Annotated in this window: 20 protein-coding genes; 8 read left to right on the top strand and 12 right to left on the bottom strand. The window is 62.2% G+C overall.

Annotated elements, in window-relative coordinates; all coding sequences use genetic code 11:
• Positions 1-6: 6 nt before the first annotated feature.
• The 3 genes from HGP12_RS05790 to HGP12_RS05780 all read left to right on the top strand — a co-directional run bounded on the left by HGP12_RS05790 (position 7) and on the right by HGP12_RS05780 (position 3247).
• The gene (locus HGP12_RS05790) at positions 7-1104 is read left to right on the top strand and encodes a branched-chain amino acid aminotransferase (RefSeq protein ID WP_168838190.1); all 1098 of its coding nucleotides are present in this window, start codon (positions 7-9) and stop codon (positions 1102-1104) included.
• Positions 1105-1200: 96 nt separating this feature from the next.
• Complete coding sequence (locus tag HGP12_RS05785; protein ID WP_168838191.1) at positions 1201-2127, top strand: NAD(P)-dependent oxidoreductase; 927 nt, start codon at positions 1201-1203, stop codon at positions 2125-2127.
• A 67-nt stretch (positions 2128-2194) separates the two neighbouring features.
• The gene (locus tag HGP12_RS05780; RefSeq protein WP_168838192.1) at positions 2195-3247 is read left to right on the top strand and encodes a nitronate monooxygenase family protein; all 1053 of its coding nucleotides are present in this window, start codon (positions 2195-2197) and stop codon (positions 3245-3247) included.
• A gap of 78 nt (positions 3248-3325) precedes the next feature.
• Here HGP12_RS05780 and HGP12_RS05775 read toward each other — a convergent pair whose 3' ends face one another.
• The 3 genes from HGP12_RS05775 to HGP12_RS05765 all read right to left on the bottom strand — a co-directional run bounded on the left by HGP12_RS05775 (position 3326) and on the right by HGP12_RS05765 (position 4876).
• On the bottom strand, positions 3326-3577 hold the full coding sequence (locus HGP12_RS05775) for a DUF2312 domain-containing protein (RefSeq protein ID WP_015341059.1): 252 nt from the start codon (positions 3575-3577) through the stop codon (positions 3326-3328).
• Between the two features lie 171 nt (positions 3578-3748).
• A complete protein-coding gene (locus HGP12_RS05770) occupies positions 3749-4054 on the bottom strand; it encodes a DUF1244 domain-containing protein (RefSeq protein ID WP_168838193.1) in 306 nt (101 codons plus the stop codon).
• Between the two features lie 27 nt (positions 4055-4081).
• Positions 4082-4876: an N-formylglutamate amidohydrolase gene (locus HGP12_RS05765; protein WP_168838194.1), complete on the bottom strand. Its 795-nt coding sequence runs from the start codon at positions 4874-4876 to the stop codon at positions 4082-4084.
• A 202-nt stretch (positions 4877-5078) separates the two neighbouring features.
• On the opposite strand from HGP12_RS05765, the gene HGP12_RS05760 reads away from it, so the two are divergent.
• The 4 genes from HGP12_RS05760 (at position 5079) to HGP12_RS05745 (ending at position 8784) form a co-directional block, all read left to right on the top strand.
• Positions 5079-5567, top strand: coding sequence for a DUF1036 domain-containing protein (locus HGP12_RS05760; RefSeq protein ID WP_112343349.1), 489 nt, complete (start codon positions 5079-5081; stop codon positions 5565-5567).
• Positions 5567-7006 carry a pyruvate kinase gene (gene pyk / locus HGP12_RS05755; RefSeq protein ID WP_168838195.1) on the top strand — a complete coding sequence of 480 codons (1440 nt, stop codon included), beginning with the start codon at positions 5567-5569 and terminating at the stop codon, positions 7004-7006. The genes HGP12_RS05760 and pyk overlap by 1 nt, the downstream gene beginning before the upstream one ends.
• Positions 7007-7137: 131 nt before the next feature.
• Positions 7138-8019 (top strand): NAD(P)-dependent oxidoreductase, encoded by an 882-nt coding sequence (locus HGP12_RS05750; RefSeq protein ID WP_168838196.1) that lies wholly within the window; start codon positions 7138-7140, stop codon positions 8017-8019.
• A 129-nt stretch (positions 8020-8148) separates the two neighbouring features.
• A complete protein-coding gene (locus HGP12_RS05745; protein ID WP_168838197.1) occupies positions 8149-8784 on the top strand; it encodes a LysE family translocator in 636 nt (211 codons plus the stop codon).
• A gap of 1 nt (position 8785) precedes the next feature.
• Here HGP12_RS05745 and HGP12_RS05740 read toward each other — a convergent pair whose 3' ends face one another.
• From HGP12_RS05740 to HGP12_RS05725, 4 genes are all read right to left on the bottom strand, one after another.
• Entirely contained in the window at positions 8786-9757 is a 972-nt protein-coding gene (locus HGP12_RS05740; protein ID WP_168838198.1) for a threonine/serine dehydratase, read from the bottom strand.
• Positions 9758-9846: 89 nt separating this feature from the next.
• A complete protein-coding gene (locus HGP12_RS05735; protein WP_168838199.1) occupies positions 9847-10419 on the bottom strand; it encodes a DUF4865 family protein in 573 nt (190 codons plus the stop codon).
• 3 nt (positions 10420-10422) lie between these two features.
• Entirely contained in the window at positions 10423-10818 is a 396-nt protein-coding gene (locus HGP12_RS05730) for a cupin domain-containing protein (protein WP_168838200.1), read from the bottom strand.
• A 5-nt stretch (positions 10819-10823) separates the two neighbouring features.
• Entirely contained in the window at positions 10824-11216 is a 393-nt protein-coding gene (locus HGP12_RS05725) for a tautomerase family protein (RefSeq protein WP_168838201.1), read from the bottom strand.
• 111 nt (positions 11217-11327) lie between these two features.
• On the opposite strand from HGP12_RS05725, the gene HGP12_RS05720 reads away from it, so the two are divergent.
• On the top strand, positions 11328-12269 hold the full coding sequence (locus tag HGP12_RS05720) for a LysR substrate-binding domain-containing protein (RefSeq protein WP_168838202.1): 942 nt from the start codon (positions 11328-11330) through the stop codon (positions 12267-12269).
• Here HGP12_RS05720 and HGP12_RS05715 read toward each other — a convergent pair.
• The 5 genes from HGP12_RS05715 to purE form a co-directional block, all read right to left on the bottom strand.
• Positions 12248-13297, bottom strand: a complete 1050-nt coding sequence (locus tag HGP12_RS05715) for an alpha/beta fold hydrolase (protein ID WP_168838203.1) — start codon at positions 13295-13297, stop codon at positions 12248-12250. The genes HGP12_RS05720 and HGP12_RS05715 overlap by 22 nt on opposite strands.
• A 108-nt stretch (positions 13298-13405) precedes the next feature.
• A complete protein-coding gene (locus HGP12_RS05710; RefSeq protein ID WP_168838204.1) occupies positions 13406-14035 on the bottom strand; it encodes a hypothetical protein in 630 nt (209 codons plus the stop codon).
• A 90-nt stretch (positions 14036-14125) separates the two neighbouring features.
• Positions 14126-14251 (bottom strand): type B 50S ribosomal protein L36, encoded by a 126-nt coding sequence (gene ykgO, locus HGP12_RS05705; RefSeq protein WP_003582204.1) that lies wholly within the window; start codon positions 14249-14251, stop codon positions 14126-14128.
• Between the two features lie 152 nt (positions 14252-14403).
• A complete protein-coding gene (locus HGP12_RS05700) occupies positions 14404-15462 on the bottom strand; it encodes a 5-(carboxyamino)imidazole ribonucleotide synthase (RefSeq protein WP_168838205.1) in 1059 nt (352 codons plus the stop codon).
• The gene (gene purE, locus HGP12_RS05695) at positions 15459-15953 is read right to left on the bottom strand and encodes a 5-(carboxyamino)imidazole ribonucleotide mutase (protein ID WP_069613329.1); all 495 of its coding nucleotides are present in this window, start codon (positions 15951-15953) and stop codon (positions 15459-15461) included. Before purE ends, HGP12_RS05700 begins: the two co-directional genes overlap by 4 nt.
• Positions 15954-15967: the final 14 nt, after the last annotated feature.

The following is a 15967-nucleotide window of genomic DNA, read 5'->3' as shown; positions in this document are numbered from 1 at the left end:
GGAGCCATGAGCAACGGCGACACGTTAACCTTCGCCATCGAGAAAAATCCGAACCCCGCAACGGCCAGCGAGCGCGAAGCGCTGCTGCAAAATCCGGGTTTCGGCCGCGTATTCACCGATCACATGGTGACGATCCGCTATTCGCAGGACCGCGGCTGGCATGGCGCCAAGATCGAGCCGCGCAAGGCGCTGGCTCTCGATCCGGCGACTGTAGTGCTGCACTACGCGCAGGAAATCTTCGAAGGCATGAAGGCCTATCACCTGCCCGACGGCGGCGCTGCGCTCTTCCGCCCGAGCGCCAACGCACGGCGCTTCCACAATTCGGCCGAGCGGCTGGCGATGCCGACCTTGCCTGAGGATCTGTTTGTCGAGTCCGTCCGCGAGCTGGTCAAGATCGATCGCGAATGGATCCCGACCGCCGAGGGCGCATCGCTCTATCTCCGGCCGTTCATGATCGGCTCGGAAGCCGCGCTCGGTACGCGACCGGCCACCGACTACCTCTATTGCGTCATCGCCTCTCCCGTCGCTTCCTATTTCAAGGGCGGTGCGTCGGCTGTTACGCTTTGGCTGTCCGAGAATTTCACGCGTGCGGCCCCGGGCGGTACCGGTGCTGCCAAGTGCGGCGGCAATTATGCCGCAAGCCTTTCCGCGCTTGCCGAAGGCCAGCGTGAAGGTTGCGATCAGGTCGTGTTCCTCGATGCCGTCGAAAAGCGCTGGATCGAAGAGCTTGGCGGCATGAACATCTTCTTCGTCTTCAAGGACGGTTCGCTGCAGACGCCACCGCTCGGCGGCACGATCCTGCCGGGCATCACCCGCGACTCGCTGATCAAGCTCGGGCGCGACGTGGGCCTCACCGTGCGCGAAGAGCCCTATTCCATCGAGCAGTGGCAGGCAGATGTCGAGAGCGGGCGCCTGAGCGAAGCTTTTGCCTGCGGCACGGCGGCTGTCGTGACGCCGATCGGCAAGCTGAAGGGCCGCAACTACGGCTTCACCATCGGCGACGGCAATGCCGGCCCAACGACCCTGCGCCTGAAGGCCGCACTGACCGACATCCAGTTCGGCCGCGCGCCCGACAAGCATGAGTGGCTGGACCGCCTGTTCTGAGCGGATGATAGACCGATATCCGGCGGGAAAGGCACGTAAGCTCTCCCGCCGGCTCTGACACGAGATCGCATCGTCACCCGGAATATCGGAGTCGTTATGATGACCAACGTCAGTGAACGCCCCGGCGACGAGCCGGGCGAGGAGATCGGTTTTGTCGGTCTCGGAGTCATGGGGCAGCCAATGGCCCTCAATCTTGCAAAAGCCGGCGCGAAACTCGTGGTCTGGAACCGCTCGCCGGCAGCGGCCGATCCGCTGCGCGAAGCCGGTGCGGCCGTGGCGGCGAGCGTCGAGGGGGTGTTTACGCGCACGCGCATCGTCATCCTAATGCTCGTCAACGAAACGGTGCTGGATGAGGTTCTGCAACGCGGGACGCCGGGCTTTGCCAGGCTGCTTGCCGGGCACATCGTGGTTTCGATGGGAAGCAATCCACCCGACTATTCGCGTGGCCTTGCCGCCGATATTCTTGCTGCAGGCGGGCGCTATGTCGAGGCGCCGGTTTCGGGCTCGCGGAAGCCTGCGGAGACGGCACAGCTCGTCGCGCTGCTCGGCGGCGACGCCGAGACGGTCGCGGAGGTGCGGCCGCTGCTTGCGCTCATGTGCCGTGAAACGATTGTCTGCGGTCCCGTCGGCAATGCGCTGCTGATGAAGCTGACCGTCAATCTCTATCTTTGCACGATGTTGGCGGGGCTCGCCGAGGCGGCGCATTTTGCCGAGAGAAACGGGCTCGATCTCACAACCTTCCAGGCTGCCATCGATTCCGGCCCCATGGCGAGCGACCTGACGCGCGTGAAAATTCCGAAGCTCATCGCCAGGGATTTTTCAGTGCAGGCCGCAACCGCCGACGCATTCAACAGCACAAGCCTGATCGCCGAGGCGGCACGCGCCGCCGGCATGGCGTCGCCGGTTCTCGACCTCTGCCGCATGCTTTATGGAGAGAGTGTGGAACTTGGCAACGGACGGCTTGACATGATGTCCGTGGTTGTAGCCATCGAGGCCCGTACATCGGCTCTCGACCAATCCTAGGCAAGCGTCGCGCCCGCACCTATGTTGCATTGAGACGGAAACAGACACTCCGGAAAGGAAGACGGATATGCCGGCTGCCACGGACAGCAATCTCTTTCGCCAACTCGGTTTGAAGCACCCGCTGATCGTCGCGCCGATGGCCGGCGGCCCTTCATCGGTGGAGCTCACGGCGGCTGCGTCGGCCGCGGGCGCGCTCGGCGCCATGGGAGGCGCCTATTCCAATGCCGCGGCCATCGAGGCTTTTGCGGATCAGGTGCGCCAGCGAACCGACAAGCCGTTTTCGATCAATCTTTTCATTCCGCATTCGATCCCCGACGTTGCAGCAGACCGGCTCGCGCGCGCAGCCGAGGCGACTGCTCGCTATCGACAGGAATTGGAGCTGCCTCCGCCGCGGCTTGGGGCCCCTTATGAGGAGGATTTCGACGTGCAGTTCGAAGCCGTTCTGCGCGTCAAGCCGGCGTGCTTCAGCTTCGTCTTCGGTCTGCTCTCCGCCGAGCATGTCCGCGAGGCGAAAAAGGTCGGTATCCCGCTGATCGGAACGGCGACGACGCTCGAGGAGGCGAGGGCGCTGGAAGACGGCGGCGTGGATGCAATCGTGCTGCAGGGCTTCGAAGCGGGCGGCCATCGCGGCATTTTCGATGCCGGGGCAGCGGATCCGGAAATCGGGATGCGCGATCTCCTGGCGCAATGCGCCGGCACCATTCGCGTGCCGCTGATCGCAGCCGGCGGCATCATGACCTCAGGCGATATTCGCGCGGCGTTGCAGGCGGGAGCGCAGGCCGTCCAGATGGGCACGGCGTTTCTCGCCTGCGCGGAAGCCGGAACATCGGCACCCTATCGCAGGAAGCTTCTCGAAGCGTCGGAGCGCAGGACGCGGACGACACGCGCCTTTTCGGGCCGTTTTGCACGCGGCATCGAAAATCGCTTCATGGATGAGATGGATGGCAAACCGGACGCCATTCTTCCCTTCCCGGCGCAGAATAAGTTCACGCGCGATATGCGTGGCGCATCGACGGCAAAGGGGTTGCCGGATTTCCTGTCTCTCTGGTCGGGAACCGGCAAGGGCGAACTCTGGCAAGGCAGTACTGCCGCCTTGATCGACCGGCTGTTTGGCGAGTGAGGCCTTCTTTCCGGAGATAAAAGAAGGGAGCCGGCAAGCCGGCTCCCGATCGTCTTGCAAGGCTGATGACTGCCTTTATTATTCCATGCCGAGTGCGGCCATGTAGGTCTGCAGGATGGATTCTTCTTCCAGACGTTCATTCGCGTCCTTCTTGCGAAGGCGGATGATGGTGCGGATCGCCTTGGTGTCGTAACCGCGGCCCTTGGCCTCGCCCATCACATCCTTGATGTCGCTACCGATCGCGGCCTTTTCTTCTTCCAGGCGCTCGATCCGCTCGATGAATTGACGCAGTTCCGCCGCGGCCACGTTCTCGACGCTGTTCTCTTCCATGCACTTCTCCTAAAGGGTCTCAAAGGATCGCTTGCGGCCGGTCGCAACTAAGATCGGTGGATCACCGATACGGTAAATCGCTTCGGGGCCTGCGGGGTATTTCGAATTCGATCGGGCAGTTGACGTGCCGCGAATGGCGCGTAAGGTCAAGCCGGATTGGTGAAGGGAGAGTTAATCTTTTGGCTTGTTCTGCTCGAAAGCGGCTTTTTGCACAGGCGAAGCTTCTTTCTGGTGCAGGTTTTTCCAATCCTCATAGGGCATGCCGTAGATGATTTCGCGCGACTCGTCCTTGCTGACGGCCAGGCCCGCTTCCTCGGCCGCTTCGCGATACCAATTGGAGAGACAGTTGCGGCAGAAGCCGGCGAGGTTCATCAGGTCAATGTTCTGAACGTCGCCGCGTTCGCGCAGGTGCGCCACGAGACGGCGGAAGGCGGCGGCCTCGAGCTCGGTCTCTTGTTCCCTGGTAAGCGTGGACATGTTTTTCTCCTCGGTTCGCTCGCGGCCTCATGCCTCGTAAGGACCGGTGCGCGAAGCATAGCGTTTATAGTGGTGCAGGGCCGGATCGGCATTGATCTCGGCGAAGATCGGCGTCAGCCGGTCGACCCATTCGGCAATGCCGGCCTCGTCGCCGATCAGATCCTGCCGGACCTCCAGCAGCGCGTGCGGAATGCCTTTCATCATGCAATGCCGGAACATGGTGTCGTTACGCAGGGCGCCGTCGTAAGGTTCATTGTCTCCGATAACGAGATTGGTATCGGCGCCGAGTTTTGCAAGAAGCGGCACGACGGCGCGATCGTCGCTATCCCAGAGCACGCTCGCATGCCAGGGCCGAGGAACGCCCTTCCATGCCGGCGTGAAGGAGTGCATCGAGAATACCAGAGGTGCCTTGCCCGTTATTGCAGCCACAGCGGAAATCGTCCCGTCAACGGCATTGTGGTACGGACGATGGAAGGCTTCGATGCGGTGGTTCCACTCTTGGTCCGTGATCGGGTGATTGCCCGGGATGATCGCCCCGTCCGAGATCTTCATGATCAGGGTCGGGTCGTCCTCGCCGCGGTTCGGGTCGATCAGCAGGCGGGAGAAACCGCCGAGCACACCCGGCACGCCCAAGCGCTCGCAGAGATGGCGGCACAGGTTTTCGATGCCGATATCATAGGCAATGTGGCGGGAGAAGGCGGTTTCCGGCAGGCCGAGGCTGCCATAGCGCTCGGGCAGATGCCGCATGGCATGATCGCCGAGAATGACCATGCCTTTGTCACGATTGCCGGATATAATTTCGAACGGTCTGAAGTCGATCATGCGGATTGTCGGTTATCGAAATTTTCAACTCTTTGTTTGATTGCATGTGAGGATGGAAGGTGCAAGGTTTGCAGCTTCGATCGGATGGGAGCGGTGCGAGGCGCCGTCACCATCCGTGAAGAAAATATAATCGATTAGAGTTGCGTTGACATTCATGGGATGGCGGCGCAAGAAGACGCAACAACGAATAACCGGGAGCCAATTGGAAGCCGTGTCCAGCCAAGTCGCGCCACGTTTCGTTAAGCGGTCAGGTCCGCTCGCCCGAATCGCCTTCCTCATTCTCGCCGCTGCCGCGCCGTTCTTCTTCATGCCAAATGCGGCTCATGCCGACTTCCGCGTTTGCAACGGCACGCAGAATCTCGTCGGTGTCGCGATCGGCTATCGCGCAAAGGATGGCTGGGTGACGGAGGGATGGTGGCAGGTTCCGGCGACCACCTGCGCCACGCTGATCGAGGGGCCGCTTCAATCCCGCTATTATTATCTCTACGCAGAAGATGCGGCTCGCGGCGGCCGCTGGACGGGCGACGTCGAAATGTGCGTGGCGGAAAATGAATTCAAAATCCCAGGCGTGAAGGACTGCTACGCTCGTGGCTACCAAAAGATGGGGTTCAAGGAATACGACACGGGGCGTCAGGCGAGCTGGATGGTTCAGCTCTCCGATACCTCGGGCAGCCAGGAAAGCCAGAATTGATGAGACGCAACCGCAAAGTCAAAATCCTCGCAACGCTCGGTCCGGCCTCCTCTTCGGAGGAAATGATCCAGAAGCTCCATGAGGCCGGAGCAGATCTGTTCCGCATCAACATGAGCCATGCCAGCCATGATCTGATGCGCACGTTGATCCAGCGCATTCGCGCCGTCGAAGCCCGCTGTGGTCGTCCGATCGGTATTCTCGCCGACTTGCAGGGTCCCAAGCTGCGCGTCGGCAAGTTTGCCGAAGGCAAGGTCGATCTCAAGCCCGGCCAGACGTTTACGCTCGACAATCAGGATACGCCCGGCGACAACACGCGGGTGTTCCTGCCGCATCCGGAAATTCTGGAATCGGTCCAGCCCGGCCATCGCCTGTTGATCGACGACGGCAAGCTGGCTCTGCGCGCCGAGAAGTGCGACGGCAAGAGCATCGTCACGACGGTCATTTCGGGCACGAAGATTTCGGACCGCAAGGGCGTCAGCCTGCCCGATACGCTGCTCGGTGTCGGCGCGCTGACCGACAAGGACCGCGTCGACCTCGATGCTGTTCTCGCCACCAACGAAGTCGACTGGGTGGCGCTCTCCTTCATTCAGCGCCCCGAAGACCTGATTGAGGTCCGCAAGATCTCCCATGGCCGTGTCGGCCTGATGTCGAAGATCGAGAAGCCGCAGGCCGTCGAGCGCATCGAGGAAATCATCGAGCTTTCGGATGCGCTGATGGTGGCCCGCGGCGACCTCGGCGTGGAAATGCCGCTGGAAGCCGTTCCCGGCATTCAGAAGCAGCTGATCCGCGCCTGCCGTCGCTCCGGCAAGCCGGTGGTCGTCGCCACGCAGATGCTGGAATCGATGATCTCCGCGCCGGTTCCGACCCGCGCCGAAGTCTCCGACGTCGCAACCGCCGTCTTCGAAGGCGCCGATGCCGTTATGCTCTCGGCAGAATCCGCATCCGGCGACTATCCGGTCGAATCTGTCTCCATGATGGCCTCGATCGCCGGCACCATCGAGCGCGAGCCGCATTATCCGGGCATCATCTACGCCCAGCGCGCGCTTCCAGAAGCGACCGGCGCCGATGCGATCTCGCTGGCCGCCCGCCAGATCGCCGAAACACTGAAGCTCGCCGCGATTGTTTGCTACACCTCGTCGGGCACGACAGGCCTGCGCGCCTCGCGCGAGCGCCCGCAGGTTCCGATCCTGGCGCTGTCGCCGATCATCCAGACGGCGCGTCGCCTTTCCGTCGTATGGGGCATGCACTGTGTGGTCACGCACGATGCGACCGACCTCGACGACATGGTCAACAATGCCTGCCGCATCGTCGCCGAAGAAGGCTTCGGCAAGCCGGGCGACCGCATCATCATTTCGGCAGGCGTGCCGCTCGGTACGCCCGGCGCCACCAACATGCTGCGCATTGCGTATATCGGTTCGGACGGCCAGTCCGGCGTGTGATTGCCGACATCCGGTCACGGCAGCACCCTGAAATATCCGAAACCCGCTGTCGCAAGACGGCGGGTTTTTTCTTGTAGCCGAAGCGCCTGCGATCACCCCCAGGGCAGGCGGATTGAGAAGGAGATATGCCAATGAAAGTCGGATTTATCGGATTGGGTCACATGGGCAGCGCCATGGCGGTCAATCTCGTCAAGGCCAGGCATGAGGTGACGGTCTACAATCGCTCACGGGACAAGGCCGAGGCTTTGGCCGGCGAAGGTGCTAAGGTTGCCGTGAACGTGGCGGAAGCCTGCGGCGGCGAGGCCGTCTTCACCATGCTTGCCCATGACGAGGCGCTGTCCGCCGTCGTTCACGGCGATGGCGGCGTTCTCAAGAGCCTTGGCAAGGGTGCGGTCCATATCTCCGCAAGCACGATCAGCGTGGCGATGTCCGAACGACTGACAAAGGAACACACCGCCGCAGGCCAGCGCTTCGTGGCAGCACCCGTTTTCGGCCGTCCGGAAGCTGCTGCCGCGGCGAAGCTGTTCGTTGCCGCAGCGGGTGCGCCCGATGCCGTCCAGTCGGTCGCACCGCTCTTCGAGGCGATTGGTCAGCGTACTTTCGTGCTCGGCGAGGAGCCGAAGGCCGCCAATCTCGTCAAGCTCAGCGGCAATTTCCTCATCGCCGCCGTCATCGAGTCGCTCGGCGAGGCCATGGCGCTGGTGGAAAAGGGCGGCGTCGACCGGCACGCCTATCTCGATCTGCTGACGTCGACGCTCTTCAATGCGCCGGTCTACAAGACCTATGGCGGGCTGATCGCCGATCGCAAGTTCCAACCGGCAGGCTTCACCGCGCCGCTCGGCCAAAAGGATATCCGACTGGCGCTCGCCGCCGGCGAGGCGCTCAACGTGCCGTTGCCGCTTGCCAGCCTACTGCGCGACCGGTTCCTGACGTTGCTCGCCCATGGCGGCGAGGAGCTGGACTGGTCGGCCATCGGCGCATTGGCCGCTAAGGATGCCGGGTTGGTGAGGTAACTATGTAACCATCGGTGACTGAGTGCGAGGGGGGTATCAGAAGTGCGGCATACTCAAAGCCTCCATCAAGCAACCCCTTGCTAAGTACCCCACCGCATGCAACCTTCCTCTCGCCAAGAGGAGGGACCCATGCATCTCACCACACTGCTCGCCTTTGCCGCCGTTTCCTTTATCGGTATCGCGACGCCGGGGCCGACCGTGCTTCTGGCGTTGACCAACGGCTCGCGCTTCGGCGTCCGGCGTGCCTTGCCGGGCATGGTCGGTGCTGTTCTGTCCGATGCCGTTCTGATCAGTGCCGTCGCCATCGGCCTTGGCGCTCTGCTTGCGGCGTCGGAATTCTGGTTCTCGGCGCTGAAATGGGTGGGGGCTGCCTATCTCGCTTTTCTCGGCATCATGATGCTGCGCTCGAAGGGAAGCATCGATGGCGCCTTGCAGGCGAGCGCGAACCAGCCGAAGGGAACAGCCTTTGCCATCGGCCTGAAGAGCTTCATGGTCGCCGTGACCAATCCCAAAGGCTATCTCTTCTTCTCGGCCTTCCTGCCGCAGTTCATCGAACCGGCCGCGCCGCAGCTGCAGCAATACGTCGTTCTGGGCACCATCTTCGCCGCGCTCGATTTCACGATCATGTTCGGCTACGCGGTGTTCGGCTCCCAGGCCGTCCGCGTCCTGAAATCGGAAGGGGCGAAATGGCTCGAGCGCGTCTGTGGCGGCGCGCTACTGGCTCTTGCCGGATCGCTGGCGCTCTACCGTCGCGCCGTCAATTGATTTAACGACGGCTCAACGCCGCTTCGAAGACATCCTGGTCGACATTGCCGCCTGACGTGACGGCGATCACCGTATCGCCGTCGATATCCCCGCCATGGAAGAGTGCTGCGGCCAGGGCGACGGCGCCGCCCGGTTCCACCGCGATCTTCAGACGGGTGAAGGCGAGCGCCATGGCCCTTTGCGCTTCCTCATCGGTGACGACGAGGCCGGGGCCGCAGAGGCGTTTCAGGATCGGAAAAGTGATGTCGCCGGGCTGCGGGCTGATGATGGCGTCGCAGATCGAGCCCTGCAGCGCGGCATTGCGTTCGATCTTGCCCGTGACCAGCGAACGGGCGGTATCGTCGAAATTTTCCGGTTCGCACGGGCGCACCTTGAAACCCGGCGCGCGGGATTCGAGCGCCAGTGCAATGCCCGAGGTCAGGCCGCCACCGCCGCAGGGGACGAGCACGCTTGCGGCATCGATGCCTTCCTCGGCAGCCTGTTCGGCGATTTCCAGTCCCGTCGTTCCCTGGCCGGCGATCACCTGCGGCTCGTCGAAGGGCTTGATGAGCGTCAGCCCACGCTCCTTTGAAATGTGTGCGCCAATCTCGTCGCGATCTTCCTTGACGCGATCGTAGAGCACGACCTCGGCGCCGAAGGCGCGGGTATTGGCAATCTTCAGCTTCGGAGCATCCACCGGCATGACGATGACCGAGGGGATGCCGTGCAGCTTTGCGGCCAGCGCCACGCCCTGCGCATGGTTGCCGGACGAGAAGGCGATGACGCCCCTGGCGCGGACGGACGGCTCCAGCGCAGAGACCGCCGACCAGCCGCCGCGAAACTTGAAGGAACCGGAATGCTGCAGGCACTCGGCCTTCACGAACAGGCGGCGCCCGGCAATCTCATCGAGAAAGGGCGAGGAGAGAAGCGGCGTGCGCCGTGCCCGGCCGCCGAGGCGGGTGCGGGCGGCTTCGATCATTGCAATATCGACCATGGAGGGATCACTCTTTTGATTTCGAGAGGCTTTCCATCCATAAAGCGACCGGCTTCCCTTTGAAACAAGGAGATTGTCCCCATGACACTTCAGGCAATACCGGGCAGCGAGAGATGCCCGACATTGTAGGTCTGCACACCGGATCGAGTCGGATCTTTCGGCGGCTCGGCCAGCAGGCGGAAGCGCACCAGCGTCCAGTGGGTCGGTTCGAAGGCAACGACCGAGGCGAGGGCGCCGCCATTCGATATGGCTTGTGTTGCGGCTTCGCTCTCTTCTTTCCGGAGTTCGGCGAGCGATGCGTTGGGATCGATTGCGGCCACCTCACGCGTGGCGAAGCTGGCGTTGCGAATATCCGCCGAGGTATCGGCGCGCCAGACGACCCAAGTATTGACCTGGGGACGGCCGAAGCTCTCGGTCAGGGCCACGAAGCCGGGGCCGCAGACGAAGTCGCTCAGGCCTTCTTCCTGCTGCCAGACGTAGAACGGCGCATAGAGATTTTCCCAGCTTGCCGTCACCGCATCGCCCTTTCTTGCGGTGAGATAGGCCTTGAACTTCAGGCCCGGGAGATTGTCGAGCAGGGGACCCTTGTCGCGGATGCGGCGATCGATGATCGCCATGTCGTAATCCGCGGGCAGGGGGAAATTATACTGCATGGCGATCATTGCTCATTCCTCCAGCCAGGTCACGGCGCTGCCATCCTGCGCCGCCTGGATACTGATATAGGAAAAGGTGCTTTTCGCTGCCGCGCCGTGCCGATGGCGCTCGTTCGGCGCGAAGCTGATGCAGTCGCCAGCCCGAAGTTCCTCAGCCGGGCCGCCGAACCGTTCGGCAAGCCCGATGCCGGACAGGACATAGAGGATCTGTCCGTGCGGATGCTTATGCCAGCGCGTCATGACGCCAGGCTCAAGGGCGCAGCGCATGGCGGTCAGGCCGCCATTCTCACTGTTCTCCACGAGCGACTCGACCCAGAACGAAGCGGTGGCGATGCCCTCGGGCGAGAGACGCATATTCGTGCCGGCACGGTGGATGACGGGTGATTCTCGGGACGTCGTTTGAGGCATCGCTCTCAGGCCTGCTCGATCATCTGCGCGCGGCCATCGGAAAAGGACCAGTCCTCGCGCGCTGCCGTCGTGATGGTGATCATGATGTCCTCCGGGCGGACACCAGGCGCGTCTCCAAGCAGCTCGGCGACGCGGCGATAAAAGGCCTTCTTGACCTCCGTGCCGCGCGGCTTGCCGATCGTGACATCAAAGAAGACGTAATCGTCCGAGCGTGGAGTGCTGGCGAAATAGGTTCGATCGAAGACGAGCTCATACGGCTCCAGCTGATGAATGGCCTGGAAACGATCGGTTGGCGGCACATCGAAGGCCTCTACCATGGCGCGGTGGAAATTGTCCGACAGTGCCTTGAGATATTCCGGCGACTTGCCGCGCTGAAGGGTGATGCGGGTGAATGGCATGGGATTGCTCCTGTTTCCGTGTCACTTGACGAGCATAGAATGCCAGCAGATAATCATCCCGAAAATCAGATAATTCAGGATTTATAGTCCTAAAAATATGGACAGTTATCCATGCGGAAGATTATCTTCGATCTCGATGTACTGCGCAGCTTCGTCACCGGCATGGATCTCGGCAGTTACGCCAAGGCGGCTGACAGGCTCGGGCGTTCGACCTCGGCAATCAGCGCCCAGCTCAAGAAGCTGGAGGAGCAGGCGGGAATGCCGATCTTCCGCAAGGCAGGGCGAGGACTGGCGCTGACGGAGGCCGGCGAAACGATGCTCGGCTATGCGCGACGGCTGCTGGATCTGAACGATGAGGCAGCCACGGCGCTGCATGGGACGGAGCTCGAGGGATGGGTGCGGTTGGGGTTGCAGGAGGATTTCGGGGAAACGCTGCTGCCCGAAGTGCTTGGACGTTTCGCGCGCGCCCATCCAAAGGTGCGCATCGAGGCGCGTGTCGTGCGCAATGCGGAGCTTGTGGAGCGAGTGACGTCAGGCAAGCTCGATCTGGCGCTTGCCTGGAGCGACGGCTTTCGTACTGCTCATTGTGATCGCATTGCGGAAGTGCCGGTCTGCTGGGTTGGTCCGGCGAATGGTGCGGTGAATTGGCATGCCGGCAGCGGCGAGGTTATGCCGCTGGCCTCGCTGGAGGCACCCTGTCTGCTGCGGACGATCGCCACGAAGACGCTCGATCGCGCAGGCATCGGCTGGCGGATATCCTTCGTCAGCCCGAGCCTGGGAGGCCTTTGGGCAGCAACAGCGGCGGGCCTCGGCCTGGCGCTGCGCACCCCGCTGGGCTTGCCGGGTAAAGTGCGGCAACTGGCGCCGGGGGAGGCCGGTTTGCCAGCCTTGCCGAAGCTGGATCTGGTGCTGCATCGCGCCGAGGCCGAGTCGAGCCCGGCGACGGAACGACTGGCATCGATCATGCTGCAGGCCGTGCGACAGACCGTCGGCGCCGTACCGCAGAGCCGGATATTCGAGGATGCGCCGGCTCATGATGTCGTCACGGCCTGAGATCCGGCGCTGGATTCGGAAGATTCTCCCGTCAGGCCGGCGATACGGATTTCAGCCTGGGTTGCCAGTATCCGTAAATCGCGCGGCTGGCCCGCCAGCCGTTCGATGGCTGCGATCGCAACATCCGTGGTCACATAATCGGGCTTGTGGCCGAGATTGCGGATTGTGATGAGTTCCGCACCCGCGATATCCCGCGCAAGCCCGCGCGAATGCAATTTCTCCAGGACGATATCGTCGCTGTCGCCGGTAATGATGATGGTGGGCGCCGTGATCTCGCTGTAGCGCGTCGCATGGGTCGAGACATAGGCAAAGAGATTGACCACGTCGATTGCATTGTTGCGGAAGGTCTGTGGCCGCAACACGAGTTCCGGCGCTGTCTTCATGATATAGTCCGCCGGCCGCGCATTCGGATGGAAGATGTTGAGCGTACCGGTATCAACCCGGCGCAGGCCGATCGGAATGACGAAGAGCTGGGTGAAGAGCCAGCCGAAGACCGGCATGGCGGCGAGCGTATAGTACCAGTCGACGCCGCCGGGCCAGGGGTGAGTCGCCGGAGCGAGGAAGAGCAGCCCTTCCGTCTTTTCGGGATGACGCATGCCGAAGGCCGCAGCTATCGCGCCGCCGAAGGAATGACCGATGATGATGGCACTCTTGATGCCGCGCCCGTCCATCAGTTTGGCGATGGCGTCGGCTTGGCCGGAGGGGAGGGCATTTTCGGCCGTCCCGCGCTCGGAATAGCCGTGACCGGGCCGATCGACGAACAGCATTTCAGCGCGGCCGCTTAAAGGTGCCGCAAAGGCTTCGAACTGATCGCGCAGATTGCCGCTGGCGCCGTGGATGAAGACAAGAGCCGGCAAGTCCGCCGTCGTCGGTCGCGGCAGATGCACGGCGTTCAGGCGGTAGCCGCCGATATCAGTAAGTTCGCCGATATTGGGATAGGTCTGCTCGATGGCACGCGTTTTGTAGGCGGAAAAGCCCGCGGCAACGACAAGAAGCATGACAATGGCAGCGAGAAGAGAATCGAACATTGCAGCACGGATCAAATATCGTAAGACACTAATCTAGCGCAGTTTCGCGGCTTTTTCATCCCCTCCAACTCGGCTTCGACGAAAGGAAGAGCGTTTGCGGCCGTGATATCAGGTGCGGCTGCCGGCAACCTTTTCCGAGAGCTTGGCGGCTTCTTCCTGAGCCGACCGATTCGCCGGATATACTTCCAGAAAGCGCTCCCATGCCCTGAGGGCGAGCGCATCATTGCCGCGTTCGGTCAGGATCGCCGCCATGCCGGCCAGCGCGCCGAAATGGCGCGGCTCTATCCGGAGGACCTGATTGATATCCTCCATGGACTTGCGATAGTCGCCGATGGCGAAATTCAGCGTCGCGCGCCTGTTCCAGCCTTCGACATAGTCGGGTTTCAGCGAGATCACCTGATCGAGATAATCCATGGCGGCGGCATTGCGCTTGTCCTGAATGGCCTTGTCGGCCCATTGCATCAGGAGATTGATCGTGGCACTGCCGGAATCGCTGAGCTCAGTGTTGATCTGATCTGCGATCAGGCTTGCCTGATCGGGATCGCGCTGGCGCTTCAGCGCCGTGAAGAGATTGTCGAGCTGCTGCTTCGGCGACAGGCTGCCGGAGGGATTACCGGGATCCTTCTTCTCCACTATGCCCGGTTCATCCGCCAACGCCGCAGGGGGCGCGGAGGCCGTCAGAGCAAGCAGAATCGGCAGAGCTAGATATGACAAAGCAAAAACGCGCATGGCGGGCATAGTAGCCCGCCAATGTCGAAGATCAAACCAAATTTGATGCGATCAACTAAAACTGAGTGCTCGATCCATGGGATCGAGCCGCGCGCTATATCAGCCCTGACGAGCCTTGTAGCGCGGGTTCAGCTTGTTGATGATGTAGATGCGGCCCTTGCGGCGGACCAGACGGTTGTCACGGTGACGCGCCTTGAGCGACTTGAGCGAATTCTTGATCTTCATTTTTCTGATCCGCGATGTTCGAGGGGGAATGTCACATTCGCCCGTATCTTTAACAATCAAAAGCGCGCTCGGGGCGCGCTCTTTAGGGTGGGGAGCAAATACCCTGTCATACCGGGCCTGTCAACCATGTCAGGGGCTTTTTCCCACGCCTCTCAGCGTAGAAGCTGTGTGACATGGCCCATCTTGCGGCCCGGCCGTGCTTCGGTCTTGCCATAGAGGTGCACCAGCGTATCGTCAAGGCGAAGCCATTCCGGCAATGCCTCGATGTCGTCACCGATCAGATTCGTCATGACGCAATCCGAATGACGCGTGGGATTTCCGAGCGGCAGGCCGGCGACGGCGCGGATATGCTGCTCGAACTGCGAGATGACGCAGGCGGCCTCCGTCCAGTGACCTGAATTATGTACGCGCGGCGCCATCTCATTGGCGATCAGGCTGCCGTCGGCGAGCGCAAAGAATTCGATGCCGATGACGCCGACATAGCCGAGCGCCGTCAAAATCTTCTCTGCCGCCTCGCGCGCGGCGATCGCCGTTTGCGCGGAAATTTTGGCCGGCAGCGTGGAGGTATGAAGGATACCGCTGCGATGGATGTTTTCGGCTGGATCGTAGCAGGCGACCGTTCCATCGACCCCGCGCGCCGCGATGATGGAAATCTCGCGCTCGAAGGATACGAAGCTCTCGAGGATGAGCGGCACGTTGCCTAAAGCCGCATAGCCGCCTTCCGGGCAGTCGGCGGCGGAGCGATAGACGCGTTGCCCCTTGCCATCGTAACCGAGGCGGCGGGTTTTCAGCACGCCTTGTCCGCCGAAATCCGCCAGCGCCTTTTCAAGATCGGCCTGGCTGTCGACGGCGTGGAAACGGGCGGTCGGAATGCCGCAACCATTGATGAACCGCTTCTCGGTCAGCCGGTCCTGCGCCATCTCCAGCGCCTTCGGCGGCGGATAGACCGTTACTCGCGAGGCAAGCTCCTCGGCGGCGGAAACCGGGACGTTCTCGAACTCATAGGTCACGACATCGCAGCGTCTCGCCAGCTCGGCGAGAGCGGCCGGATCATCATAGGCGGCGGCAATCTGTTCGTTGGCGACCTGGGCTGCGGGACAATCCATCTGCGGCTCGATGATGACGGTGCGGAAATTCAGGCGCGCGGCCGCCATGGCCAGCATGCGGCCGAGCTGGCCGCCGCCGATGATGCCGATCGTCTTCGCGCTCATAGGTCGTCCATCGGATATTCGGCGACCGCAGCGCTTTGGCGGGCGCGCCATTCGTCGAGACGGTCGGCGATCTCTTCATCGCCGAGCGCCAGGACGGCGGCGGCAAGAAGGGCGGCATTGACCGCGCCGGCCTTGCCGATCGCCAGCGTCCCGACGGGAATGCCCGCGGGCATCTGGACGATGGAGAGAAGGCTGTCCTGCCCGGACAGCGCGCGGGACTGCACCGGTACGCCGAAGACCGGCAACGGCGTCATGGATGCCGCCATACCCGGAAGATGCGCCGCGCCGCCGGCGCCGGCGATGATGACCTTGAAGCCTTCGTCCTTCGCGCCCTTGGCGAAATTCACCAGCCTGTCGGGCGTACGATGAGCGGAGATGATGCGCGCATCATAGGTGATTTCAAGCGCTTCCAGAGTGTCCGCGGCATTCTTCATGGTTTCCCAGTCGGACTGGCTTCCCATGATGATGGCGACAGGCGGTCTTTCGGTCATCATCGTTGCTTTAT

Source organism: Rhizobium sp. P28RR-XV (assembly GCF_012641385.1).
Taxonomy (GTDB): Bacteria; Pseudomonadota; Alphaproteobacteria; order Rhizobiales; family Rhizobiaceae; genus Rhizobium.
This window is presented reverse-complemented; position numbering and strand designations above follow the sequence as displayed.